The sequence below is a fragment of the Delftia sp. RIT313 genome (assembly GCF_000632165.1).
In the GTDB taxonomy this organism is placed as follows: Bacteria; Pseudomonadota; Gammaproteobacteria; order Burkholderiales; family Burkholderiaceae_C; genus Comamonas; species Comamonas acidovorans.
The window spans coordinates 1-24348 of sequence record NZ_JFYT01000045.1 but is presented as its reverse complement, the minus strand read 5'-3'; the positions used below and the strand labels follow the sequence as shown (position 1 = coordinate 24348).

Genomic DNA, 24348 nt, shown 5'->3' with positions numbered 1-24348 from the left:
GGTCAGCCGCGCGCCAGGGTCAGCGGCACGGGCCGCATGCGCGACAGGGCCGCGCTGGCCAGGGCCGAGATGCGCGAGAGGAATTCCGTGCCCATGGTGGCCTCGAAGCGCAGCGGATCGGGAGACCCCAGCACCAGCATGCCGAAGGCATTGGCGGGGTTGATGCTGTCGCCGTCATGCAGCGTGAGCAGGGCCAGGGACTGGGCCGCATCGGGATCGACCAGCCAGCCGCCGGGCTCGAAGCCCATGTTGGGGCCGCAAAACGGCATGGTCAGCGACGCCGCAAAGGACTTGGCGTCCTCGCTGACGCCCATGGTGTAGATGCTGCTGGTCTGGGCGCCGGAGACGTTCCACAGGCGCAGGGCCACCTGGGGCACCTCGAAGACATGCTGCAGGCTGGCCGTGAGCGCGTGGGGCAGCTCGCGCAGGTCCTGGACCTTGGCCAGGGCGCAGCTCCAGGCATGCAGCTTGTCGCCGATGGAGGCGTTCTCGCTGCTGTGGCGCATCATGTCCATGATGCGGTGCTCCAGGCCCTTGATCTTCTCGCGCAGCATCTCGGCTTGGCGTTCCTGCAGGCTGACGGTGCGCGGGCTGTGGCTGCTGACCAGCTGCACACGCGCGAGCATCTCGGCGTGGCGCTCGAAGAATTCCGGATGGTTCAGCAGGTAGTCGGCAATCGTCTCTTCGGTGACGGCGATATCGGTAGTGCTGTTCATGGCTGGTCGGGAACCTCGATCTGTCCTTCAAAAACAAACTCTGCGGGGCCGGTCATGCGCACCGCGCCGCCGTCCCACTCGATGGTCAGCCGGCCGCCGCGGGTGTGCACATCGACGCGCGCGTCGAGCAGCCCCCAGCGAATGCCGGCCACCACGGCCGCGCAGGCGCCCGTGCCGCAGGCCAGCGTCTCGCCGGCACCGCGCTCGTAAACACGCAGCCGGATCTGGCCGCGATCGACGATCTGCATGAATCCCGCATTGACGCGCTGGGGAAAGCGCGCATGGCGCTCGATCAGCGGGCCCCAGGTGGCCACGGGGGCGTGGTCCACATCGTCCACCAGTTGCACCGCATGCGGGTTGCCCATGGAAACGGGGGCGATCCAGACCGTGGCCTCGTCGCCCAGCTGCAGGGGCCATTGCTGCGCCGCACCCAGCGGGCGGGGCACAAGGTCTGCACTATTGAAGGGCACCAGGGAGGGGTCCAGCACGGGCTGGCCCATGTCCACGGTGACGCGGCCATCGGCATGCAGCTCGGGGGCGATGAGGCCGGCCAGCGTCTGCACGCGGATGACGGACTTGCCGGTCAGGCCCTTGTCGTGCACATAGCGCGCAAAGCAGCGCGCGCCGTTGCCGCACTGCTCGACCTCTCCGCCGTCGGCGTTGTGGATCACATATTCGAAATCGATGCCTTCGGCGGGCGAGGGCCGCACCGTGAGGATCTGGTCGGCGCCCACGCCGAATTGGCGATGGGCGAGGAAGCGGTACTGGGCTGCGCTCAGGCCCAGCGGGCCGGCGGTTTCGTCGAGGACCACGAAATCGTTGCCAGCGCCCTGCATCTTGGTAAAGCGGATCTGCATCCGGCGATTATCCCCTGCACGGCAGCCTCATGGCGCAATCCGGGGCCATGCCCCGCAGCAGTACTTGCGTCTCTTGCGCAACAGCGGCGGGCGGGCCAATCCGCATAATGCCCCCATGACCCGCCCCAGCCAGCTCCTGCACCCCCAGCGCCAGCCTGTAGACACGCTCAAGGCCTCCACCGTCCTGCTGCTGCGCGACCGCGCCGATGGCCAGGGGCTGGAGGTGCTGATGACGCGGCGCTCGCCCAAGGCCAGCTTCGTGCCCAGCGCCTATGTCTTCCCGGGCGGCGGCATCGAGGCCCAGGACGCGGCCGAGGCCGCCCATGCCCGCGCCAGCACCCGCCCGGCCCAGGCTGGCGACGGACTGCGCATCACCCAGGCCATCGCCGGCCTGCGCGAGACCTTCGAGGAGCTCGGCATTTTGCTGGCCCACGACGCCCAGGGCCGGCCGGTATCTGCCGCCGAACTGGCCACGCTGGACCGCAAGGCGCCGCTGGTGCCCCAGTGCGAGGCACGCGGCCTGCGCCTGGCCGTGGATGCGCTGTGGTACCTGGCCCACTGGACGGCCGACCGCGACCAGCCCCGGCGCTTCGATGTGCCCTTCTTCGTGGCGCGCATGCCCGAAGACCAGGAACCCGACGCCGACGGGTCGGAACAGTTCGAGCCCATCTGGGTGCGCCCGCAGGAAGCGCTGGAGCGCCACCGCGCGGGCAGCTTCCCCATGATCTTCCCCACCATCCGCACGCTGGACCGGCTCAGCCGCTTCGCGGGCACCGAAGCCGTGTTCGCCGCCCTGCAAGGCGAGCAGCCGCTGTGGCAGTGCTGCCCGCGCACCGGCTTTCTCAATGGCAAGGAAGCCCGCCACATGGAGGACGAGGCCCCCTTCGGCGAGCTGGAAATGGTCTGCCCGGACGGCCAGATCCTGCACACGCTGGACTGGCAGAGCGAGCGCGCCGTGCCACTGCGCAAGAACCTGCTGCGCCTGACGGCACCCAACCCCGGCGTGATGACCGGCCCCGGCACCAACAGCTATCTGGTGGGCGATGCCGCCACGGGCTACGCCGCCATCGACCCCGGCCCGGCCGATGCCGCCCATGTGCAGCGCCTGTTCGATGCGGCGGGCGGCGACATACGCCACATCCTGTGCACGCACTCCCATGCCGACCACTCGCCGGGCGCCGCGCTGCTGCAGGCGCTGGCGGTGCAGGCCGGCAGGCCCAGGCCCGCCATTGGCGGCCTGCCCTCGGCGCCCACGGCCCGGCCGGCCAGCCGCTTCACCCCCGACTACGCACTGACCGACGGCCAGCGCATCGTGCTGCAGGATGCGCAAACTGGCACCACCCACACCCTGCAAGCCGTGTTCACGCCCGGCCATGCGGCCAACCATGTGTGCTTTGTGCTGGAGGAAGACGCCCTGCTGTTCAGCGGCGACCACATCCTCAATGGCAGCACCACCATCATCGATCCGCCTGACGGCAACATGCGCGACTACATCGATTCGCTGGACAGGCTCGACGCGCTGTGCGCCGCGCACGATGCGCGCTTCATCCTGCCGGCCCATGGCTATGTGCTGGGCTTTGCGCGCCAGGCGATCGCCAAACTCAAGGCCCACCGGCTGGCGCGCGAGGCCAAGGTGCTGGCCGCCATGCAAAAACAGCCCGACGGCAGCGTGCAGGACTGGGTGCGGCTGGCCTATGACGACGCCCCGCCCCAGCTGTGGCCGATTGCCGAGCGCTCGCTGCTGGCGCATGTGGAGCGCATCCGTGCGCTGTGCGGGCGGCAATGACCAGCAATGACCGGCAATGACCGACGACGCGCGCGGGGCCTGGTATCTGGTTAAGCTGCGCGCATGTCTGAATCTGAAAGCGTTCGCCTGGCCAAGCGCCTGGCCGAACAGGAACAATGCTCGCGCCGCGAGGCCGAACTGCATATCACCGCCGGCAACGTCCAGGTGGACGGCAAGGTCGTGCAACTGCCCGAGACGCGCGTGCGCCCCGAGCAGCAGGTCACGCTGCGCAGCGGCGCCCAGCCCGAGGCCGTGCCGCCCGTCACCCTGCTGATGAACAAGCCTGCGGGCTACACCCAGGGCCGGCCCTATGGCCGGGTGCGCAGCGCCCACTCCCTGCTGGGCGAAGCCAGCATGGCCCAGGTGGACACGCCCATGCCGCTGCTGGTGCTGGCCCAGCATTTCAAGAACCTGGAATCCTTCCTGCCCCTGCCGCTGCCGGCCAGCGGCCTCATCGTCTACACCCAGGACAAGCGCGTGGCGCGCAAACTGGGCGAGGAAGGCATGTGGCTGGAGCAGGAATGCATCGTCGGCGTCGAGGGCCAGATCCACGAGGACGGCCTGGAGCTGATGAAGGCCGGCCTGCCGATCGGCAAGCGCCAGCTGCCACCCTGCCGCGTAAGCTGGCAGAACGAGAACCATCTGCGCTTTGCGCTCAAGGGCATCGCCCCCGACGAGATCGACGCCATGTGCACCGAAGTGGGCCTGCGCGTGGTCAGCCTGCGCCGCCTGCGCATTGGCCGCCTCTCTCTGGCCAAGGTGCCCGAAGGCCAGTGGCGCTACCTGATGCCCTGGGAGCGGTTCTAGGCCGGCATTGCCGGGTGCGCGGCGGGCAGCACATTCGGCAAATGAGAATCATTTCATAGAATGCGGGATTCCCGTGCTGCCTTCGGGCCTCCCGCATGCCTGCGCCCGCCTCTTCCTCTTCTTCCCTGCTAAGCACCTTCCAGGACAGCTACCACGAGCTGGTGCGCTTCGTGGCGCGCCGCGCCGGCCCGCAGGCCGCGCGTGACCTGGTGCATGACGCCTGGATACGCCTGGCCGAACGCCAGCGCGGCGAAAGCGATGCGCCCGCCGCTTCGGACAGTCCGCCAGGCGCCAGCCGCGCCTATCTCTACGCGGTGATGGAGAACATCGCCATCGACCACCTGCGCCATGGCCAGCGCACGGCCGAGCGCTTTGACACCAGCGCGAGGGAAGGCGAGCCGCCCTCCCTCCTCAGCCCCGATGTGGCCGACACCCATTCCTACCGCCAGGCCCTGGCCGGGGTCGAAGGCGCCCTGGCGCAGCTGCCGGCGCGCTGCCGCGACATCTTCCTGGCCGACCGCATCGAGGGCGCCTCGCATGCCGAGCTGGCCGAGCGCCACGGCGTCTCGGTCAAAACCGTGGAACGCGAGGTCATGCGCGCGATGGACAGCGTGGAAGCCTCGCTGCGCCGCTGGCGCGGAGAAACCGCCGCACCCGCACCACGCACGGGCCGCCGCCGCGCCCTGTCCACCCTGCTGGGGATGGCGGGCCTGGGTGTCGGCAGCCCGGCGATCTGGCTGGCCTGGCGCCAGTGGATGCCGCAGTACCAGGTGCGACTGGCCACGGCCACCGGCCGCCTGCTGAACCAGACCCTGCCCGACGGCAGCAGCTTGACGCTGGACGCCGCCAGCCGCGCCGAGGTGGACTTCTACGCCACGCGCCGCCAGGTGCGACTGCTGGCCGGCAGCGCCTTCTTCGCCGTGGCGCGCGACACGGAACGGCCCTTCATGGTCCAGGCGGCGGACGTACAGGTCACCGTGCTGGGCACGCGCTTCGAGGTGGCGCTGGAGGACGATGCGGTGCTGGTCGCCGTCGATGCGGGCCGCGTGCAGGTGCGCGACGGCAGCGGCGCCCGGCATGAACTGGGTGCAGGCCAGATGCTGCGCCTGGCGCCAGGCCAGACGGCCGCCGTGCAAACGGTTGCGGCTGTGGCCGCCTGGCGCGAAGGCTGGCTGGACTTCCAGAACACGCCGCTGGCCGAGGTCGCTCGCCGCCTGGAGCGCTACAGCCTGCAGCCACTGCGCGTGGAGCCCGACGCCGCCGCCCTGCCCGTGCTGGGGCGCGTGCGCATTGCGGCGGCCCAGGGCTGGCTGCGCATGCTGCCGCGCACCCTGCCGGTCAGCGTGCAGGAAGAGGTGCAGGAAAAGGAGCAGGGCCCGGGAACCGGGCGCACCCTGGTCATCCGCCGCCGCAGCTGATGCGCTGATGCGCTGATGCGCCCATGGCCCCGGAATGCACGGCGCATGCGCACCAGGCGTGAGGGAATGTCTGCGCCCGTTCGTATAGGCATGAGGACCCGGGAACGCGACGCATTCGCAGCCCGGGAATCGCCATTGCCCAGATCCGCCACGGGACCTTCCATGTCTTCATTCCCCTCCAAGCCTTCCCGCCTTGCCCGCCACCATGCCGTTGCCGCGGGCATCGCGCTGCTGGCCCTGCAGCTGTCTCCAGCCGCTCTGGCCCAGGCGGCACCGGCCACAGCCACGGCCGCCAGCACCGACTTCCACATTCCCGCCCAGCCGCTGGACCAAGCGCTGGCTCAACTGGCCCGCCAGGCTGGCCTGCAGCTGCTGGCCGCGCCTGAACTCGTGCAGGGCCGCCGTGCGCCCGCCGTGGAAGGGCGCCTGAGCACCGCCGCCGCCGTGGCCCGGCTGCTGCGCGGCAGCGGGCTGGAAGGCCATGTGAACGAGGGCACGCTGGTGGTGGAAAAGCCCGCCGGCACCGTGGCCCTGCCCGAAGTCACGGTGTCCGCCGTGGGCGAGACCACGACCACCGAGGGCTCGGGCTCCTACACCACGGGGCTGATGAGCACCTCGACCAAGCTGCCGCTGTCCATCCGCGAGACGCCCCAGTCCCTCACCGTGGTCACCCGCCAGAAGATGGACGACCAGGGCATGCTGTCCATCGACGACGTGGCCAACAGCGCCACCGGCATCACCATCAACCGCTGGAGCGACGACCGGGCGCGCTATTTCTCGCGCGGGTTCGTGATCGGCTCCTTCCTGCAGGACGGCGTGCCCGTCTCGTATGAAACCGACACCTCCACCTACGACACCATGGCCATGTACGACCACGTGGAAGTGGTGCGCGGCCCCACGGGGCTGATGACGGGCGTGGGCGACCCTTCGGGCACCATCAACTTCGTGCGCAAGCGCGCGCCGCGCACCACCCAGCGCTCGGTCACCCTGCGCGGCGGCAGCTGGAACCAGGCCGTGGGCGAGGTCGATGTGGGCGGCGCCCTCAACGAGGACGGCTCGGCGCGCGGGCGTGTGGTGGCCTCGGCCCAGTCGCGCGACCACTTCATCGATGGCTACAGCAGCCGCCGCCAGCTGCTGTACGGCACCGCCGAGTTCGACCTGGGGCGCGACACCACGCTGAGCGTGGGCGGCTCCTATGTGAACGAAGACAACCCCGGCTCGCAATGGATGGGCGTGCCCATGGGCTTCGATGGCTCCTTCCTCGACATTGCGCGATCCAGGCGTTTCTCGCCCTCCTGGAGCAAATGGGACAAGAAGGAGGTCAGCCTGTTCGCCGACCTGGAGCACCGCTTCGACAACGGCTGGAAGGCCAGGCTGGCCGCGCGCGCCCTGCAGGCCAAGTCCGCGCTGGACGGCGCCTACCTGGTCTCGGGCGGCCTGGACGACCAGGGCCGCACGCGCTACGACGTGGCCGGCGGCCTGTACGACTACGACAAGCGCCAGCTCAGCCTCGATGCCTCGGCCCAGGGCCCCGTGCGCCTGTTCGGCCGCGAGCATGACCTGGCCTTCGGCCTCAGCCGACGCACCATCCGCTGGAGCGACCAGGGCTACAGCTACCTGTCGCCCACGGGGGAATGGCTGATCGCCAATGGCGTCGATCCCTATACCTGGAACCCCGACTCGCTGGACCGCTCCGGCCTGCTGGCCGAAGACCTGTGGACGCGCCGCCAGAAGACCACGCTGACCTCGGCCTACGCCACGGGCCGCTTCCTGCTGGCCGAGCCACTGAACCTGATCGCCGGCGCGCGCCTGGACTGGTACGACTTCACCAACGTCCAGCGCCAGGGCAGCTGGAGCCGGGAGCGCGAATTCAGCGAGAAAGCCCATGCCACGCCCTATGCCGCGCTGACCTATGACATCAGCAAGACCTACTCGGCCTATGCCAGCTACACCAGCATCTTCCGGCCGCAGGATTTTCTGGATGCCTCGGGCAGCATGCTGGCGCCGGTGGAGGGCCGCAACTTCGAGCTGGGCCTCAAGGGCAGCTACCTGGACGAGCGCGTGAACCTGGCCGTTGCCGTGTTCAACACCACGCAGGACAACCTGCCCCAGGCCATCGCGGACATCAACTCCTGCACGGTGAAGACCAATTGCTACCGCTCGGTGGGCAAGGTCAAGAGCAAGGGGCTGGACGTGGACATCAGCGGCGAGATCCTGCCGCGCCTGAACGCCGGCCTTGGCTATACCTTCACCCAGGCCGAGATCGCCAGCGACAGCACCGAAGGCGCCAAGGGCGCGCCCTATGCCAGCTACACGCCGCGCCACCAGCTCAAGCTGTCGGCCATGTACCACCTGGGCGGCGAGCTGGGCGCATGGCGCGTGGGCGGCGGCCTGCGCTACCAGAGCCGCACCACGTCCGAGTCGCTGACCAGCGCCGAAGGCTATGCAATCCGCCAGTCCGCCTATGCCGTGGCCGACCTGGTCATCGGCTATCGGGTGAACCGGCAGCTGGACCTGCAGATGAACGTCAGCAACCTGTTCGACCGCCGCTACTTCGAGACCCTGGGCACGAACAACGGCGGCAACTATTTCGGCGTGCCGCGCAGGCTGCTGCTGACGGCCAAATACCAGTTCTGAACCGCCCATGAAAATGCCCCGCCGGTGGCGGGGCATGAAAGAAAGTGTGAAGCGCGCCGATAAGCCGGATTCTGTGCACGCGGTTGCCCGCATGTGACCGCCATTAATCTGGGCCGGGCGTCGCCGCCCGGCTCGGTGCTACCTACCCGCACACTCCGGGGGCCCCGTCAACGTGTGCCTACTTGGTATTGCTGCGCGTAGAGATTGCCCGTTTCACCTTGGACGGTTCCCGTCCAAGGTGGCTGTGGGTTCCATGCTCGCGCATGGACCGTATGGCTTGCGCCATCCGGTTCGGCTTTCGCCGACCCACAGAACACCCGGGGGGGGAATTGTTCCGTCCAAACTCGTCTCTGTTGCTCTGATCCTCACCTCACGGTGGACAGCCGTTAGCTGCTACGCTGCCCTGTGCAGTCCGGACGTTCCTCCAGTGCCGTGTTTCCACGATTGCACCAGCGGCGGTCTGGCGTGCTTCACGGGCGGCATTATCTCGCGGCTTGGGCCGGGCTGCAGGCAGATGGCGCAACAGCCTCACGGCGGCATGCAGAACTCGCGGCGGAATTGTTCGGGTGAGGTGCCGGCCTCGCGCTGGAACATGGCGATGAAGGCCGAGGGCGTGCTGTAGCCCAGGTCATAGGCGATCTGCTGCACGCTCAGGCCGGCCTCCAGCGCATCGATGGCCAGCAGGTAGCGCATGCGCTGGCGCCATTCGCCCAGGCCCATGCCCAGCTCGCGCTGGCAGTGGCGCGCCAGGGTGCGCTCGGTCATGTGCACGCTGGCGGCCCATTGGGCCAGGCTGCGGTGGTCCTCGGGCGCAGCGCGCATGCGGGTCAGCACTTCGACCAGGGCCGGGTGTTCGGCGGCCGGCAGATAGCCGGGCTCCACGGGAACGGCCCGCAACTGGTCGTAGAGCACACGGGCCAGGCGCAGGTCGGAATCCGTGGCGGGAATGTGCACGTCGCGCACGGCAAAGTCGGCCAGGATGGCCTTGACGATGGCGCCGATGCGCATGGAGCACGGTTGCGCCGGCAGCTCCCTGCACAGCGCAGGCGCCAGGTAGACCGAGCGGTAGACCACGGCATGCGCCACATGGCAGCTGTGCACTACGCCGGGCGGCACCCAGACGCCGTACTGCGGCGGCGAGACCCAGCGCTGGCCTGCCGTGTCCATGCACATGCTGCCGTGGGGCGTGTAGTTCAGGTGTCCCCAGCTGTGGCTGTGCGGCGGCACCTCGGTGTCGGCGCCGAATTCGTCGTAGCGGAAGTAGTACTCGCCCGGCACATCCTCGACGTTCTGGATGTGCATGGGCTTGCTGGGACGGGGCATGGCGGATGGTCCGGGTTGCGCTATCGATTGTCCGAAACCAGGGATGCACTCCAAGTCGGACAGAACGATCATAGGATCAGTCTTAGGAGTCTTCCAATGGGGTCTTACCTTTTCCCTTTGATCGCCGTGCTCATCTGGTCGGTCAATACCGTGGTCAGCAAGATGGCGGCCGACAGCATCGGCGCGGCCGAGATCGGTTTCTACCGCTGGCTGGTGGCGGCCGTGCTGTTCACGCCTTTCCTTTTGCCGTCCATCTGGCGCCAGCGCGCCGACATCCGGCCGCTGCTGCCGCGCCTCATCGTGCTGGGGATGCTGGGCATGGTGATCTACCAGAGCCTGGCCTATTACGCGGCCCATATGACATCGGCCACGCACATGGGCCTGATCGGTTCGCTCACGCCCATGATGGTGCTGGGCCTGTCCACCGCCATGCTGGGCCAGGCGCTGAGCCGGGGCGCCGTGCTGGGCTGCGTGCTGGCGATTGCGGGCGTGGCCCTGGTGGTGTCTTCGGGGCAGCCTGCCACCTTGCTCACCCAGGGCCTCAATGGCGGCGATGCGCTGATGTTCGTGGCCATGCTGGCCTATGCGGTCTACAACATCCTGCTCAAGCGCTGGCCCATGCCGCGCCTGGCCACGGTGCAACTGCTGTACCTGCAGATCCTGGTGGCCGTGATCGCGCAGCTGCCGCTGTTCCTGATGGCGCCGCGCACGGGGCTGAACGCGACCAACCTGCCGCTGGTGGGTTTTGCAGGCATCATGGCCTCCATCGCCGCGCCGCTGCTGTGGATGATGTCGGTGGCGCGCATCGGCCCGGGCCGCTCCAGCATGTTCTTCAACCTGGTACCCATCTTCACGGCCGTGATCGCCTTCATGGCGTTGGGTGAGCCCCTGGCGGCCTACCACGCCGTGGGCGGCGTGCTGACCATCGGCGGCCTGCTGCTGGCCGAGCTGTGGAAGCAACCTTTGCGCGCACCGCGTGCCGCCGCCACCGCCTGAAAAAATCAGGGTTTTCCCGAGCGCAAATGGTGCACGCATGCTGCATGCCGGTGCGGCGCCCGCACCAGCTCTGCCCATAAGAATTTGCATTCAGGCCTGCTCATAATTTCTTGTTGGACAGCCCTGTCCCGCCTTTCGATACTGCCGCCACAGGAACAGCTCCAGACGCCCGGCCGGTCTCACAGCAGACCCGCCAGCGCCTGAAGCCCCTAAGACACACGGGCCCCGCCCCGGTCCGTGTGCCCGCTGCACCGTCGAAGACAGGAGACACCCCATGAGCAGTCCGGCATCCGCCGCACATTCCCCCGCCCACGGCGCCGGCCAGGTATCGCCGCCCGACATGGACGCCACCTACCGCAAGATCGCCTGGCGCCTGATCCCTTTTCTGGTGCTGCTCTTCATCCTGGCGTGGATAGACCGCGTCAACGTCGGCTTCGCCAAGCTGCAGATGCTGGACGACCTGCAGTTCAGCGAGGCCATCTACGGCCTGGGTGCCGGCATCTTCTTCATCGGCTACTTTTTGTTCGAAGTGCCCAGCAACCTGCTGCTGGAGAAGATCGGCGCACGCAAGACGCTGGCGCGCATCACCATCCTGTGGGGCGCGGCCTCCATGGCCATGGCCTATGTGACCACGCCCACCATGTTCTACGTGCTGCGCTTCATCTTGGGCGTGGTGGAGGCCGGCTTCTTCCCCGGCGTGGTGCTGTACCTGACCTACTGGTTCCCGGCCCGCCACCGGGCGCGCGTCAACGGCCTGTTCATGACCTCGTTCGCCATTGCGGGCGCCGTGGGCGGCCCCATTGCGGGCGCCATCATGAATGGCATGCAGGGCGTGGGCCATCTGTCCAACTGGCAGTGGCTGTTCATCCTGGAAGGCATTCCCTCGGTGATCGCCGGCTTCTTCGTGCTGCTGTACCTGCCCGAGAAGCCCGCCAACGCCAAGTGGCTGAGCGCGTCCGAGCAGCGCGCCGTGACCGCCGCCGTGGAGGCAGAGAACCAGGGCGGCCACAAGCATGTGTCCTTCCTGGACGCCTGCCGCAACTACCGCGTGTGGCTGTGCGCTGCCGTGTATTTCTGCATCGTCAGCGGCAACGCCACCATTGCCTTCTGGTCGCCGTCCATCATCAAGGAGATCGGCATCCAGAACACGCTGCAGATCGGCCTGATCTCGGCCATTCCCTTCCTGGCCGGCACGCTGGCCATGGTCTGGAACGGCATGCATTCGGACAAGACCGGCGAGCGCCGCATGCACTGCGCCCTGTCCGCGCTGATCGCGGCGGCGGGCCTGATCCTGACGGGCCTGTTCCTGCACAACGCCGTGCTCGCCCTGTGCGCGCTGACGCTGGCCTCCATCGGCATCCTCGCGGCCTTTCCCGTGTTCTGGTCGATTCCTGCCGCCTTCCTGGCCGGCACGGCGGCGGCCGGCGGCATTGCGCTGATCAACTCCATCGGCAACCTGGCCGGCTTCGTGGCGCCCTACATGATCGGCGCGCTCAAGACCAGCACGGGGTCGCTGTCCTCGGGCCTGTACTTCGTGGCCGCGCTGGAATTCATGGCCGCCTTCCTGGTCGTGCTCTTCGTCAAGAAGCAGTGATGCCTGCGCGCCGCACCGCGCGCGCCACTGCCCCCTCCTCTTTCCCACCGGGGCCTGCGGCCCCGCCTTTTCCCTGGATCGCCTGCCATGCAACTGCAGTTCACCACCCCCGAGGGCCAGACCTTCGCCCCTGAATTCGACACCCTGATCGTCGCCGGCTGGGCCGGCCGCGACCGCGAGGCCATCGAGCACCACATCGAGGAGCTGGCCGCCATCGGCATTCCGCGCCCCAGCGCCGTGCCGCTGTACTACCGCATCTCCAGCAACCAGCTGAGCCAGCACAGCGCGCTGCAGGTGCTGGGCCCGGACTCCTCCGGCGAGGTCGAGGTCTTCGTGTTCACGCACGAAGGCGAGATGTTCGTGAGCCTGGCCTCCGACCACACGGACCGCAAGCTGGAAGCCTACAGCGTGGCCTTTTCCAAGCAGGCCTGCGTCAAGCCCGTGGCCACCCAGGCCTGGCGCTTTGCCGACGTGGCCGGCCACTGGGATGAGCTGGTCGTGCGCTCGTGGATCGTGGAAGACGGCCGCGAGGTGCTCTACCAGGAAGGCACGCTGGCCAGCCTGCGCACGCCCCAGGACCTGATCGCAGGCTTCACGGGCGGCAAGGATCTGCTGCCCGCGGGCTGCGGCATGACCTGCGGCACGGTGGGCGCCATCGGTGGCATCCGCCCCTCGACGCAGTTCTCCATGGAGCTGTACGATCCCCGCAGCCAGCGTTCCATCCGCCACAGCTACCGCAGCGAACTGCTGGACGTCGTGGCCTGAGCCGCGACTCCGATCCGCCCACGCCCGCCTTCACCCACAGGACTTCCCACATGACCCAAGCCCTCCCCCTGCCCAGCCTGGAACTGGCATCACAGCGCCTGCATGGCGGCGAAACCACCTCGGTGCAGCTGACCGAGCAGGCCCTGGCCCGCACCATGTCGGGGGAAGGCCCCAAGGTGTTCACGCGCGTGTTCCAGGGCGCGGCCCTGGCCGAGGCCCGCGCCAGCGACGTTCTGCGTGCGGCCGGCCTGGCGCGCTCGCCCATCGAGGGCCTGCCGGTCTCGGTCAAGGACCTGTTCGACATCGCCGGCTTTCCCACGCTGGGCGGCTCGCGCCTGCTGGCCGACGCACCGCCCGCGCAGCGCACGGCCGAAGTGGTGCAGCGCCTGCGCCAGGCCGGCGCCGTCATCGTGGGCACGACCAACATGACCGAGTTCGCCTACTCGGGACTGGGCATCAACCCGCACTACGGCACGCCGCGCAATCCCTGGCAGCGTGACGAGGGCGGCGGCCGCATCCCGGGCGGCTCGTCCTCGGGTGCGGCCATCTCGGTCACCGACGGCATGGCCATGGCGGCCATCGGCTCGGACACGGGCGGCTCGGTGCGCATTCCTTCGGCGCTGTGCGGGCTCACGGGCTTCAAGCCCACGGCGCGCCGCGTGAGCATGGAGGGCGTGCTGCCGCTGTCGGCCAACCTGGACTCCATCGGCCCGCTGGCCCCCAGCGTGCGCTGCTGCGCCACGCTGGACGCCATCCTCAGCGGCGAACCGCTGGGCGAGCTGCATGCCGCGCCACTGCAGGGCCTGCGCCTGCTGGCACCCACCAACGTGGTGCTGGACGGCATGGACGCCACCGTGGCCGCCGCCTGGGAGCGCACGCTGACCCTGCTGTCGCAGGCGGGCGCCCACATCACCCATGCCGTGGTCGCGCCCTTTGGCGAGCTGGCCGACATCAATTCCAAGGGCGGCTTCACGGCCGCCGAGGCCTGGGCCTGGCACCGCCACCACATCGCCACGCGCCTGTCCGAGTACGACCCGCGCGTGGGCACGCGCATCCTGCGCGGCAAGGACATCAGCGCGGCCGACTACATCGACCTGCTGGCACGCCGCAGGCAGTGGATTGCCGCCGTCAGCGCCCAGATGGCCGACCATGACCTGATCGTCATGCCCACCGTGCCCGTGGTCGCCCCCAAGATCGCCGACCTCACGCAGAGCGACGAGGCCTACTTCGGCGCCAACGGCCTGATCCTGCGCAACCCCACGCTGATCAACTTCCTCGACGGCTGCGCCATCTCCCTGCCCTGCCAGCGCGCGGGCGAGGCGCCCGTGGGCCTGAGCCTGGCCGGCCTCGGCGGGCAGGACCGGCGACTGCTGTCCGTGGCCCTGGCCGTGGAGCAGCTGCTGGCTTCGGCGCAGGGCTGATCGACCAGGCGGCCTCGGGCCTAGCCGCCCAGGCCGCTGCCCGGCAGCCGCGCCACGGCCTGGCCGTGGTTCAGCGCAAAGGCGGCGGCGGTCTCCTCGGCCGCGCGCGCCACCACTTCGGTCAGCGGGTTCTGGTGGTCATTGCGAAAGCAGGCCACCAGCGGCAGCGAGGGGAACTCACGGTCCACGCGCAGCAGGCGCAGGCGCTGCTCGGCCAGCTCGCGCTGGATGATGGCCGGCGGCACGGCCGCCACGCCCAGGCCGTCGCAGACCACGCGGATCATGGTCGCCACCGAGGCGATGCAGTTCAGGTGCACCGAGGCGCTGCTTTCGGTGGAGAACAACTGCTCGATCACCGCATAGGGCTCGGAGCCGCGCGCAAAGCACATGATGGGAAAGGCCGCCAGCTCCGCCAGGCTCAGGGTCTCGTCGCCAATGCCCAGCTTGGGGCTGCCCACCCAGGCCATGGGAAATTCACCCAGCGACAGATGACCCACGCCGGCCGCCGTCACGGGCTTGGCCTGCAGCGACAGGTCCAGCTGGCCCTTCACCAATTGCTCGGACATGTGCAGCGTGGTGTCGCAGGCGATCTCCACCTGCAGGCGCGGATAGCGCTGCTGCAGCAGCGCCAGGAAATCGGGAAACCAGCTGTGCACGATGGACTCGATGGCGCCGATGCGGATCACGCCCGCATAGGCCTGCTTGTCCAGCATGTCCTCGCGCATCTCGCGCATGAGGCGCAGCATGCGCTCGGCATGGACCAGGGCCTTGGCGCCGTCGGCCGTCAGCGTGACTTCGCGCACGCCACGGTCGAACAGGCGCACGCCGAACTCCTGCTCCAGCGTGGCGATGCGGCTGGAGACGGCGGCCTGCGTGGTGTACAGCCGCTCGGCCGTCATGCGGAAATTGCGCAGCTCGGCCAGCAAGACAAAGGTTTCCAGGAACCGTAGATTCATGCGGCGATGTTAGCCGTCCAGGCCATATCGATATAGCCCATGCATAGAACAGCTGCGTGCACAATGAATGCCTGGTTTTCGCGCAGCGTCTGCGCACCACCCCCGACTGTCCAACCACCACCCCAAAATCGCGGAGGTCCGATGAGAGCTGACAACATCCTGCAAACGATTGGCAACACGCCCCATGTGCGCATCAACCGCCTGTTCGGCGCCGGTGCCAATGTGTGGATCAAGTCCGAGCGCGGCAACCCCGGCGGCTCCATCAAGGACCGCATCGCCCTGGCCATGGTCGAGGACGCCGAGAAGTCCGGCGCCCTGCAGCCCGGCGGCACCATCATCGAGCCCACCAGCGGCAACACCGGCGTCGGCCTGGCCCTGGTGGCCGCCGTCAAGGGCTACAAGCTGGTGCTGGTCATGCCCGAGAGCATGAGCATCGAGCGCCGCCGCCTGATGCTGGCCTACGGCGCCAGCTTCGACCTCACGCCCAAGGAAAAGGGCATGAAGGGCGCCATCGCCCGCGCCCAGGAACTGGCCAGCCAGACGCCCGGCGCCTGGATTCCCCAGCAGTTCGAGAACCCCGCCAACATCGACGTGCATGTGCGTACCACGGCCCAGGAAATCCTGGCCGACTTCCCCGAAGGCCTGGATGTGCTGATCACCGGCGTGGGCACGGGCGGCCACCTGACCGGCGTGGCCAAGGTGCTCAAGGCCAAGTTTCCCCAGCTCAAGGTCTTTGCCGTGGAGCCTGCCGCCTCGCCCGTGATCTCGGGCGGCCAGCCCTCGCCCCACCCCATCCAGGGCATTGGCGCAGGCTTCGTGCCCAAGAACCTGGACACCAGCCTGCTGGACGGCGTGATCCAGGTCGAGGCCGAACCCGCGCGCGAGTACGCACGCCGCTCGGCCCGCGAGGAAGGCATCCTGGTCGGCATCTCCTCGGGCGCCACCCTGGCCGCCATTGCGCAAAAGCTGCCCGAGCTGCCCGCAGGCGCCAAGGTGCTGGGCTTCAACTACGACACGGGCGAGCGCTACCTGTCGGTGGAAGGCTTCCTGCCGGCCTGACCGGCGGCAAGCCCCGTCCGCTGCAGTGCACTGCACTGCGGCATGAAACACAAGGCCTCGCAAGAGGCCTTTTTTGTTGCCGCCAGCGGCATGCTGCATTCCCCATTCGCGCACAACGAAGCGGCCCCGGACGCGGACAATCTTCCCCACGGCGCCGTGTTCCCCCTGCACTGAAATCCGGGCGCGAACCCACGCGTAGGACAGTTGTGTGGAGATTTCTTACAAAACATGTTGCGCCCAAAGGTCATGCTGAACGCGCATCGGGCAAACCCGACTCTGGCCTACGATGGTCTGACCAAGGAGTAAAAAAATCTTGTTCGGTTTCTTTGAAAAACGCGTCCCGCCCTATCCCAGCGTCGAGCCCACGGTCCCTCCCAAGGGCTTTTTCGCCTTCATCTGGGCCTGCACGCAAGGCATGCGAGGCTGGATCGCGCTGCTGACCTGCACCTCGGCGCTGCTGGCCGTCTACGAGGCGGCGCTGTTCGCCCTCATGGGCCATGTGGTGGACTGGTTGTCCACAGTGTCGCCAGCCGGTTTCTGGGCAGAGCAGCGCGGCACGGTGTGGGGCATTGCCGCCGTCCTGCTGTCCAGCGTGCTGTTGCTGGCCTTTCACACGGCAGTGATGCACCAGGTGCTGGCCATCAACTTCCCGATGCGGCTGCGCTGGGTGTTCCACCGGCTGATGCTGGGCCAGAGCATGTCGTTCTATGCCGACGAGTTCGCGGGCCGCATCACCACCAAGATCATGCAGACCGCGCTTTCCGTGCGCGAAGTGGTGTTCATGGTGGTCGATGTGCTGGTGGGCGTGAGCGTCTACATGATCGGCATCCTGATCCTGGCGGCCAGCTTCGAGTGGCGGCTGATGATTCCGTTTGCGCTGTGGCTGGCCGCCTATATCGGCGCCTGCTGCTACTTCGTTCCGCGCCTGGGCAAGATCGGCAAGGAGCAGGCCGATGCACGCTCCATGATGACGGGCCGCGTGACCGATGCCTACACCAACATCGCCACCGTCAAGCTGTTCGCCCACACGCGCCGCGAGGCCGAGTACGCGCGCAACGCCATGGAGGCCTTCAAGTCCACGGGCTATGCGCAGATGCGGCTGGTCAGCCAGTTCGAGATCGTCAACCACCTGATGATCACGATGCTGCTGGTGGGCTCGGCGGGCACGGCGCTGTACCTGTGGTCGGCCGGACAGGCCAGCGCAGGCGTGGTGGCGGCCATCATCGCCATGGCGCTGCGCCTGATGGGCTATTCGCACTGGGTGATGTGGCAGATGACGGGCCTGTTCGAGAACGTGGGCACCATCCAGGACGGCATCCTCACGCTGACCAAGCCGCGCACCATCGTGGACGCGCCCGACGCCAGGCCTCTGCAGGTCACGCACGGCGCCATCGCCTTCGAGGACCTGAGCTTTGCCTACAAGGACGGCGGCAAGCAGGTGATCGACCACCTGAACCTGCACATCCGCGCCGGCGAGCGCATCGGCCTGATCGGCCGCTCGGGCGCGGGCAAGTCCACGCTGGTGAACCTGCTGCTGCGCTTCCATGAAGCCCAGGGCGGGCGCATCACCATCGACGGCCAGGACATCCGCACCGTCACGCAGGACAGCCTGCGCTGCGCGGTGGGCATGGTCACGCAGGACACCTCGCTGCTGCACCGCTCCATGCGCGACAACATCCTCTACGGCCGCCCCGACGCGACCGAGCAGGAGATGCTGGCCGCCGCCCAGAAGGCCGAGGCCTCGGACTTCATCGCCACGCTGACCGACCTCAAGGGCCGTGGCGGCTACGACGCCCAGGTGGGCGAGCGCGGCGTCAAGCTGTCGGGCGGCCAGCGCCAACGCGTGGCGATTGCGCGCGTCATGCTCAAGGACGCGCCCATCCTGCTGCTGGACGAGGCCACCAGCGCGCTGGACAGCGAGGTCGAGGCGGCCATCCAGCAAAGCCTGGACAGCCTCATGCACGGCAAGACCGTGATCGCCATCGCCCACCGCCTGTCGACCATCGCGGCCATGGACCGGCTCATCGTCATGGACCAGGGCCACATCGTCGAGCAGGGCACGCACCAGCAACTGCTGGAGCTGGGCGGCATCTACGCCAAGCTGTGGTCGCACCAGAGCGGCGGCTTCCTCGCAGAGCAGGGCTCGGAAGCTGCCAACGCCAACGGCTAGACGCTCGCCAGATCCCGGTCCAGCTGCGTATGCAAGGTGTAGCGGCTGGCCGGGTGCAAGGTCACACTGAGGTCCATCAACTCCCCATCGGTATCCAGGTAGCGGCGCACGATCTTCAGCGCCGCTGACCCTGCCGGGGCCTGCAATTCCTCCGACAGCGCCTCCGGAATGAGCGCCCCCACCACGGCCTGCCGCACCCGCGCGATGCGCAGGCCGTATTGCTGCTCCAGCAGGCTGCTGACCAGCAACTCGGGCGCGGCGCGCACGCGCTGGGCCAGTTCCTGCGTGTCAAAGCGCTGCGCATCCACATAGACCACGGTCCAGGCAATGGGCAGGTGCGGCGCGGCGCCGTCGCGGCGCAGGCTGCAGATGGCCAGCCAGCGGCTGCCGGCCGGGCAGTCCAGTTCGGCGGCCAGGTCCTGGTCCAGCACCACCTCCTCGATGCGCCGCACTTCGCGCACATGGGTGGCGCCGAACTGCACCAGGTCCTCCAGCGAGGTCAGCGCCTGGCGGTAGTGCGCATGGGGCTGCGCCGCCTCCACGCGCGTGCCCACCTTCTTGCGCCGCGATACCAGCCCCGACTGCTGCAGCTCGGCAATCGCCGCGCGCACGGTGTGGCGGCTCACGCCATAGCGGTCGCACAGCTCCAGCTCGGTGGGCAGCAGGGCGCCCACGGCGTATTCACCCGAGGCAATGCGCTCGGACAGGTCGCGCGCCACCTGGGCATAGCGTGTCTCAGCCATGGGCGCAGGCCCTCACCCCAGGCAAACCCGGATGTTCGTAATGTACGTACATAAATAAAAATATCGATATGTCCGAACTTAATTGCAATTGCGCACCATGACCCTTCCGTCCTTCACCTCCAGCACCGCCATCGATTCGCTGCTGTTCCGCGACGCCTTCGGCACCCCGGCCATGCGCGCCATCTTCGCCGACAGCGCGCTGGTGTCGCGCTACATCGAGGTCGAGGTCGCGCTGGCGCGCGCCCAGGGCCGCTGCGGCGTGATTCCGGCCGAGGCCGCACACGAGATCGCGCAGCGCTGCAGCCTCGACGCGCTGGACTTCGAGCTGCTGCGCAAGGAAACCGACATTGTCGGCTACCCCATCCTGCCGCTGGTGCACCAGCTGGTGAAACAGTGCGGCGACGCAGGCCGCTACATCCACTGGGGCGCCACCACCCAGGACATCATGGACACGGCCACCGTGCTGCAGGTGCGCGATGCGCTGGACCTGGTCGATGCCGACATCGCCGCGCTGCGCACCATCCTGGCCGACCTGGCAGAACGCCACCGCGACACGCCCATGGCCGGCCGCACGCACCTGCAGCACGCCCTGCCCATCACCTTCGGCTACAAGGCCGCCATCTGGCTGGCCATGTTCGACCGCCATGCCCAGCGCCTGAAGGAACTGCGCCCGCGCGTGCTGGTGGGCCAGTTCGCGGGGGCGGCAGGCACGCTGGCCTCGCTGAGCGGCCGAGGCCTGGAAGTGCAGCAATTGCTCATGGAAGAACTGGGCCTGGGCGTGCCCGCCACCACCTGGCATGTGGCGCGCGACGGCCTGGCCGAAGCGGTGAATTTCCTGGCCCTGGTCACCGGCTCGCTGGGCAAGATCGCCTACGACGTGATGCTGCTGTCCTCCACCGAGTTCGGCGAGGTGTTCGAGCCCTTCGTCACCGGGCGCGGCGCCAGCAGCACCATGCCGCAAAAGCGCAACGCCATCTCCAGCGAGCTGATGCTGGCCGCCTCCAAGGCCGTGCGCCAGCATGCGGGCCTGATGCTGGACGCCATGGTCCAGGACCTGGAGCGCGCCACCGGCCCCTGGCATGCCGAATGGGTGGCCCTGCCCGAGAGCTTCGTGCTCTCGGCTGGCGCCCTGCACCAGGCGCGCTTCATGCTGGGCGGCCTCATCGTCGATCCCGAACGCATGGCCCGCAACCTGGACATGACCGACGGCCTGATCGTGGCCGAGGCCGTGATGATGGGCCTGGCCCCGCACACGGGCCGCCAGCAGGCGCACGACATCGTCTATGCCGCCTGCCGCAGCGTCAACGCCGAGGGCGGCACGCTGGCCGATGCGCTGGCCCGCCTGCCCGAAGTCACGGCCCATTTCGACCGAGCGGCGCTGCAGCGCCTCACCGACCCGCGCAACTACCTGGGCGAGGCCCCGCAGATGGTGGACCGCGCCCTTGCGCTGTCGCGCTCCCATACAGCCAGCGGCCGCTGACACCCCGGCCCTGGACAGAACACAGCACTACAGGAGACAACACCATGCCTTTCCATCTTCCCCGCCTGCCACGCCTGGCCCTTGCCCTGGCCGCCACCACCTTCGCCCTGGCCGCGCACGCCCAGGGCGGCTACCCCGCCAAGCCGCTGACCTGGATCGTGCCCTTCGCGGCCGGCGGCCCCACGGACGCCATGGCGCGCGACATCGCCCAGCGCACCAGCACCCAGCTGGGCCAGCAGATCATCATCGAGAACGTTCCGGGTGCGGGCGGCACCATCGGCGCGGCCAAGGCGGCGCGCTCGGCGCCCGACGGCTACAGCTTCCTGGTCGGCCACATGGGCTACATGGGCGCGGCGCCGTCGCTGTACAAGAAGCTGGCCTATGACCCGGTCAAGGACTTCGAGGCGGTGTTCCGCTTCCCCGACACGCCGCTGGTGCTGCTGGTGGGCAAGAACTCCCCGTACAAGACGGCAGAGGAGCTGGTGGCCTTCGGCAAGCAGAACCCGGGCCGGCTGAACTTCGGCAACGCGGGCGTGGGATCGACCTCGCACCTGGTGGCGGCGCTGTTCGCCAGCCGCGCGCAGATGGAGATCACCCAGGTGGCCTACAAGGGCGCGGCGCCGGCCATGACCGATGTGATCTCCGGCCAGGTCGATGCCATGTTCGACCAGACCAACACCGCCCTGCCCCAGCTGGCGGGCGAGCGCATCCGCGCCATCGCCCTCACCTCGGACAAGCCCATGCCCCAGTTCCCGGGCGCGGCAGCGCTGGGCCAGAAGCTGCTGCCCGGCTTCGAGACCGCCACCTGGTACGGCATCTACGCGCCCAAGGGCACGCCGCGCGACGTGGTGCAAAAGGTCTACCAGGCCTATACCAAGGCCCTGGCCGACAAAGCCTGGACCGACAGGATGGCCGCCCAGGGCATACGCCTGCTGCCCGCAGATCAATACGCGCCCGAAGCCCTGGCCCGCCACACGGCCGCCGAGGTGGAGCGCTGGCGCAAGGTGGCAGCCGACGCGAAGATCTCGCTGGACTGAGCCCATGGACCAGACACGCACCCAGGCCCAGGCACCGACCCAAGCTCATACCCGCGTCGAGCACGATGCCTTCGGCCCCGTCCACATCCCTGCCGACCGTCTCTGGGGCGCGCAGACCCAGCGTGCGCTGGAGCTGTTCACCATTGGCGAGGAGCGCTTTCCGCAGGGCCTGTACCGCGCCTTCGGGCTGCAGAAGCTGGCGGCAGCGCGCGCCAACCGGCGCCTGGGCGTGCTGGACGACGAGCGCGGCGCGGCCATCGAGGCCGCGGCCACCGAACTGCGCGACGGCCTGCTGGACGCGCATTTCCCGCTGACCATCTGGCAGACGGGCTCGGGCACGCAGACCAACATGAATGCCAACGAGGTCATCGCCAACCGCGCCAACCAGATGCTGGGCCAGCCCCCGGGCACGCGCAGCCCGGTCCACCCCAACGACCATGCCAATGCCTCGCAGTCGTCCAACGACAGCTTTCCCACGGTGATGCACCTGGCCACGGCGCTGGAGCTGCGCGACCACCTGCTGCCCGCCCTGGAACAGCTGCAGCAGCGCCTGCAGGAACGCGCCCTGGCCTTTGCCGGCGTGCTCAAGGTGGCACGCACGCACCTGATGGACGCCGTGCCCATGACGCTGGGCCAGAGCTTCGAGACATTCGCCCACCAGGTGGGCCACGGCATGGACCGGCTGCAGGCCACCCAGCCCCGGCTGTGGAGCCTGGCCCAGGGCGGCACGGCGGCCGGCACGGGGCTCAACGCGCCGGCCGGATTCGACCGGGTCTTCTGCGAGGAGATACAGGCGCTCACGGGCCTGGCGGTCACGCCCAACCCCTGCAAGTTCGAAGGCATGGCCGCGCACGATGCGCTCATCGAGGTCTCGGGCGCACTCAACGTGGTGGCCGGTTCGCTGGCCAAGATGGCCAATGACATCCGCCTGCTGGGCTCAGGCCCGCGCTGCGGCCTGGGGGAGCTGGTGTTTCCCGACGATGGGCTGAGCTCCTCCATCATGCCGGGCAAGCGCAACCCGACCGTGGCCGAGGTCGTGGTCCAGGCCGCCTACCAGGCCATGGGCCACCACCTCACCGTCACGCTGGCGGGCTCGGCCGGGCACTTCGAGCTCAACGTGGCCAAGCCCGTGCTGATCCACCACCTGCTGCGCGCCATGCGCGCGCTGGGCGACGCCAGCCGCGTGTTTGCCGAGAAGCTGGTGGCCGGCCTGCAGGCACATACGGAGCGGCTGGAGCAACAGGTCAACCACTCGCTGCTGCAGGCCACCGCGCTCAACCCGGTACTGGGCTATGACACCGTGGCACGCATCACGCGCGAGGCCATGGCACGCGGCATTGCGCCGCGCGAGGCGGCCGTGGCGCTGGGGCTGATCACGGCGGCCGAGTACGACCGGCTGGTGGACCTGCGGGCCATGGCCGGGCTGCCGCCCGCGTAGCGGCCTCAATCCTCCAGGCCTATGTTCTGCACGATCTTCTTCTCGTCCTCGAACGCCTTCCTGGCGAACGCCGTGTACTCCTGGCTGCCGCGGAACTGCGTGCGCACGCCGTAGTTGCCGACGACCTGGCGGAAGGCCGGGTCGTCCATGGCGGCCTTGATGGCGGCTTCGAGCTTGCGCACGATCTCGGGCGGCAGGCCGCGCGGCCCGGCAATGCCCAGGGGCGAGGGCACATCGAAGGCATAACCGGCTTCGCGGAACGTGGGCACGTTGGCAAAGGCCTCGGGCCGCACCTCGGAGGCCGAGGCCAGGGCGCGCAGCTTGCCCGAGCTCAGGTACGGCAGCACCGTGTTGGCGTACACGCCGGACTTGATGTGGCCGGCCATCAGCGAGTTCAGCGCCTCGGCATCGCCCTTGAAGGGCGCATGCGTGAAGCGTGCGCCCGTGGCCTGCTCCAGCAGCGCCATCACCACATGGTTGGCCGTGAACTTGCCCGGCGTGCCGTAATCCACGGCGCCCGAATTCTTCTTGGCGAACTCGACCAGATCCTGCACCGTCTTGAACGGCGAGTCCTGGGGCACGGCCAGCACGAAGTCATAGGTCATGTAGGTGGCGATGTAGCTGAGATCGCGCACCGGGTCGTACTGCACCTTCTGGATGTGGGGCTGGCGGAAGATGCTCACGGGCGCCAGTGTCAGGCGGTAGCCATCGGGCTTGGCCGTGCGCATCTCCATCACGCCCATGGACGCGCCTGCGCCGGGCTTGTTCTCGATCACCACGGTCTGCCCCAGCTGCTTGCCCATGCCCTGGGCCAGCGCACGCGCCACCACGTCGGTCACGCCGCCCGCGCCGTAGGGCACGACCAGGCTGATGGGGCGGCTGGGATAGCTGTCCTGCGCCCATGCTGCGCCCGTCATCAGGACCGATGCGCACATCCATGCGCCAAACACTCGTCTTTGCATTTCCATCTTCCTCAGAGGCTCACGACCATCGAACTTGCTGCTGTTCAATTTAGATGGATGCATGCCAACCATGGATTCGGGCAAGCCCGTAGCGTTGGGGCTTGTGGGGAAAACGCGCAGCGTGGGTGCGGGACTGATGGCTCTATAGCAGGGGGTGGCGTGGTTGCTTGGTTTGCGGGGGGT

General features: G+C 68.5%; 19 protein-coding genes and 1 other RNA gene. 13 read left to right on the top strand and 7 right to left on the bottom strand.

The genetic code is table 11. The features are described 5' to 3' along the window. Positions 1–2: 2 nt before the first annotated feature. Complete coding sequence (locus BW39_RS12350; RefSeq protein WP_012203384.1) at positions 3–716, bottom strand: DUF484 family protein; 714 nt, start codon at positions 714–716, stop codon at positions 3–5. After that, positions 713–1573 (bottom strand): diaminopimelate epimerase, encoded by an 861-nt coding sequence (gene dapF, locus BW39_RS12345; protein ID WP_043822023.1) that lies wholly within the window; start codon positions 1571–1573, stop codon positions 713–715. The genes BW39_RS12350 and dapF overlap by 4 nt, the downstream gene beginning before the upstream one ends. Positions 1574–1688: 115 nt before the next feature. Here dapF and BW39_RS12340 point away from each other — a divergent pair, with 115 nt between their 5' ends. The 4 genes from BW39_RS12340 to BW39_RS12325 all read left to right on the top strand — a co-directional run bounded on the left by BW39_RS12340 (position 1689) and on the right by BW39_RS12325 (position 8221). Beyond that, positions 1689–3359, top strand: coding sequence for an MBL fold metallo-hydrolase (locus tag BW39_RS12340; protein WP_043822021.1), 1671 nt, complete (start codon positions 1689–1691; stop codon positions 3357–3359). A 63-nt stretch (positions 3360–3422) separates the two neighbouring features. Further along, positions 3423–4166, top strand: coding sequence for a pseudouridine synthase (locus tag BW39_RS12335; protein WP_012203381.1), 744 nt, complete (start codon positions 3423–3425; stop codon positions 4164–4166). A gap of 95 nt (positions 4167–4261) precedes the next feature. Next, positions 4262–5584, top strand: a complete 1323-nt coding sequence (locus BW39_RS12330) for a sigma-70 family RNA polymerase sigma factor (RefSeq protein ID WP_043822020.1) — start codon at positions 4262–4264, stop codon at positions 5582–5584. 162 nt (positions 5585–5746) lie between these two features. Next, the gene (locus BW39_RS12325; protein WP_043822018.1) at positions 5747–8221 is read left to right on the top strand and encodes a TonB-dependent siderophore receptor; all 2475 of its coding nucleotides are present in this window, start codon (positions 5747–5749) and stop codon (positions 8219–8221) included. Positions 8222–8265: 44 nt separating this feature from the next. Here BW39_RS12325 and rnpB read toward each other — a convergent pair. Continuing rightward, positions 8266–8693: RNase P RNA component class A (gene rnpB, locus BW39_RS29780), an RNA gene on the bottom strand. 56 nt (positions 8694–8749) lie between these two features. Then, a complete protein-coding gene (locus tag BW39_RS12320; RefSeq protein WP_043822016.1) occupies positions 8750–9544 on the bottom strand; it encodes an AraC family transcriptional regulator in 795 nt (264 codons plus the stop codon). Between the two features lie 96 nt (positions 9545–9640). Between BW39_RS12320 and BW39_RS12315 the strand changes: the two genes are divergently transcribed. From BW39_RS12315 to BW39_RS12300, 4 genes are all read left to right on the top strand, one after another. Continuing rightward, positions 9641–10540 carry a DMT family transporter gene (locus BW39_RS12315; protein ID WP_012203377.1) on the top strand — a complete coding sequence of 300 codons (900 nt, stop codon included), beginning with the start codon at positions 9641–9643 and terminating at the stop codon, positions 10538–10540. Positions 10541–10814: 274 nt separating this feature from the next. Then, positions 10815–12134 (top strand): MFS transporter, encoded by a 1320-nt coding sequence (locus BW39_RS12310; RefSeq protein WP_043822015.1) that lies wholly within the window; start codon positions 10815–10817, stop codon positions 12132–12134. 87 nt (positions 12135–12221) lie between these two features. After that, positions 12222–12899 (top strand): DUF2848 domain-containing protein, encoded by a 678-nt coding sequence (locus tag BW39_RS12305; RefSeq protein ID WP_043822013.1) that lies wholly within the window; start codon positions 12222–12224, stop codon positions 12897–12899. A 50-nt stretch (positions 12900–12949) separates the two neighbouring features. Further along, positions 12950–14320, top strand: a complete 1371-nt coding sequence (locus BW39_RS12300; RefSeq protein ID WP_043822011.1) for an amidase — start codon at positions 12950–12952, stop codon at positions 14318–14320. A 20-nt stretch (positions 14321–14340) separates the two neighbouring features. On the opposite strand, the gene BW39_RS12295 is transcribed toward BW39_RS12300, so the two are convergent. Continuing rightward, positions 14341–15276 (bottom strand): LysR family transcriptional regulator, encoded by a 936-nt coding sequence (locus tag BW39_RS12295; protein ID WP_043822010.1) that lies wholly within the window; start codon positions 15274–15276, stop codon positions 14341–14343. Positions 15277–15417: 141 nt separating this feature from the next. Between BW39_RS12295 and cysK the strand changes: the two genes are divergently transcribed. Beyond that, complete coding sequence (cysK, locus tag BW39_RS12290) at positions 15418–16335, top strand: cysteine synthase A (RefSeq protein ID WP_043822008.1); 918 nt, start codon at positions 15418–15420, stop codon at positions 16333–16335. 313 nt (positions 16336–16648) lie between these two features. Further along, entirely contained in the window at positions 16649–18505 is a 1857-nt protein-coding gene (locus tag BW39_RS12285; protein ID WP_043822006.1) for an ABC transporter ATP-binding protein, read from the top strand. On the opposite strand, the gene BW39_RS12280 is transcribed toward BW39_RS12285, so the two are convergent. After that, positions 18502–19248 (bottom strand): GntR family transcriptional regulator, encoded by a 747-nt coding sequence (locus BW39_RS12280; protein ID WP_043822004.1) that lies wholly within the window; start codon positions 19246–19248, stop codon positions 18502–18504. The genes BW39_RS12285 and BW39_RS12280 overlap by 4 nt on opposite strands. Before the next feature lie 97 nt (positions 19249–19345). On the opposite strand from BW39_RS12280, the gene pcaB reads away from it, so the two are divergent. From pcaB to BW39_RS12265, 3 genes are read left to right on the top strand one after another with little or no spacing between them, the layout of a single operon-like run. Then, positions 19346–20728 carry a 3-carboxy-cis,cis-muconate cycloisomerase gene (pcaB, locus tag BW39_RS12275; RefSeq protein WP_043822003.1) on the top strand — a complete coding sequence of 461 codons (1383 nt, stop codon included), beginning with the start codon at positions 19346–19348 and terminating at the stop codon, positions 20726–20728. 44 nt (positions 20729–20772) lie between these two features. Beyond that, on the top strand, positions 20773–21765 hold the full coding sequence (locus BW39_RS12270) for a tripartite tricarboxylate transporter substrate-binding protein (protein WP_012203368.1): 993 nt from the start codon (positions 20773–20775) through the stop codon (positions 21763–21765). A gap of 4 nt (positions 21766–21769) precedes the next feature. Then, a complete protein-coding gene (locus tag BW39_RS12265; RefSeq protein ID WP_043822001.1) occupies positions 21770–23203 on the top strand; it encodes a class II fumarate hydratase in 1434 nt (477 codons plus the stop codon). A 5-nt stretch (positions 23204–23208) separates the two neighbouring features. Here the strand turns inward: BW39_RS12265 and BW39_RS12260 are convergent, their stop codons facing one another. Then, positions 23209–24165 (bottom strand): tripartite tricarboxylate transporter substrate binding protein, encoded by a 957-nt coding sequence (locus BW39_RS12260; protein WP_043822050.1) that lies wholly within the window; start codon positions 24163–24165, stop codon positions 23209–23211. Positions 24166–24348 lie beyond the last annotated feature (183 nt).

Excerpts from the sequence above, each read along its gene's own strand:
- BW39_RS12310 (WP_043822015.1), top strand. The coding sequence starts at position 10,815 with ATGAGCAGTCCGGCATCCGCCGCACATTCCCCCGCCCACGGCGCCGGC.
- BW39_RS12330 (WP_043822020.1), top strand. The coding sequence starts at position 4,262 with ATGCCTGCGCCCGCCTCTTCCTCTTCTTCCCTGCTAAGCACCTTCCAG.
- BW39_RS12350 (WP_012203384.1), bottom strand. The coding sequence starts at position 716 with ATGAACAGCACTACCGATATCGCCGTCACCGAAGAGACGATTGCCGAC.
- BW39_RS12315 (WP_012203377.1), top strand. The coding sequence starts at position 9,641 with ATGGGGTCTTACCTTTTCCCTTTGATCGCCGTGCTCATCTGGTCGGTC.
- BW39_RS12295 (WP_043822010.1), bottom strand. The coding sequence starts at position 15,276 with ATGAATCTACGGTTCCTGGAAACCTTTGTCTTGCTGGCCGAGCTGCGC.
- BW39_RS12265 (WP_043822001.1), top strand. The coding sequence starts at position 21,770 with ATGGACCAGACACGCACCCAGGCCCAGGCACCGACCCAAGCTCATACC.
- BW39_RS12325 (WP_043822018.1), top strand. The coding sequence starts at position 5,747 with ATGTCTTCATTCCCCTCCAAGCCTTCCCGCCTTGCCCGCCACCATGCC.
- cysK (WP_043822008.1), top strand. The coding sequence starts at position 15,418 with ATGAGAGCTGACAACATCCTGCAAACGATTGGCAACACGCCCCATGTG.
- dapF (WP_043822023.1), bottom strand. The coding sequence starts at position 1,573 with ATGCAGATCCGCTTTACCAAGATGCAGGGCGCTGGCAACGATTTCGTG.
- BW39_RS12335 (WP_012203381.1), top strand. The coding sequence starts at position 3,423 with ATGTCTGAATCTGAAAGCGTTCGCCTGGCCAAGCGCCTGGCCGAACAG.
- BW39_RS12270 (WP_012203368.1), top strand. The coding sequence starts at position 20,773 with ATGCCTTTCCATCTTCCCCGCCTGCCACGCCTGGCCCTTGCCCTGGCC.
- BW39_RS12305 (WP_043822013.1), top strand. The coding sequence starts at position 12,222 with ATGCAACTGCAGTTCACCACCCCCGAGGGCCAGACCTTCGCCCCTGAA.
- BW39_RS12340 (WP_043822021.1), top strand. The coding sequence starts at position 1,689 with ATGACCCGCCCCAGCCAGCTCCTGCACCCCCAGCGCCAGCCTGTAGAC.
- BW39_RS12280 (WP_043822004.1), bottom strand. The coding sequence starts at position 19,248 with ATGGCTGAGACACGCTATGCCCAGGTGGCGCGCGACCTGTCCGAGCGC.
- BW39_RS12260 (WP_043822050.1), bottom strand. The coding sequence starts at position 24,165 with ATGCAAAGACGAGTGTTTGGCGCATGGATGTGCGCATCGGTCCTGATG.
- pcaB (WP_043822003.1), top strand. The coding sequence starts at position 19,346 with ATGACCCTTCCGTCCTTCACCTCCAGCACCGCCATCGATTCGCTGCTG.
- BW39_RS12300 (WP_043822011.1), top strand. The coding sequence starts at position 12,950 with ATGACCCAAGCCCTCCCCCTGCCCAGCCTGGAACTGGCATCACAGCGC.
- BW39_RS12320 (WP_043822016.1), bottom strand. The coding sequence starts at position 9,544 with ATGCCCCGTCCCAGCAAGCCCATGCACATCCAGAACGTCGAGGATGTG.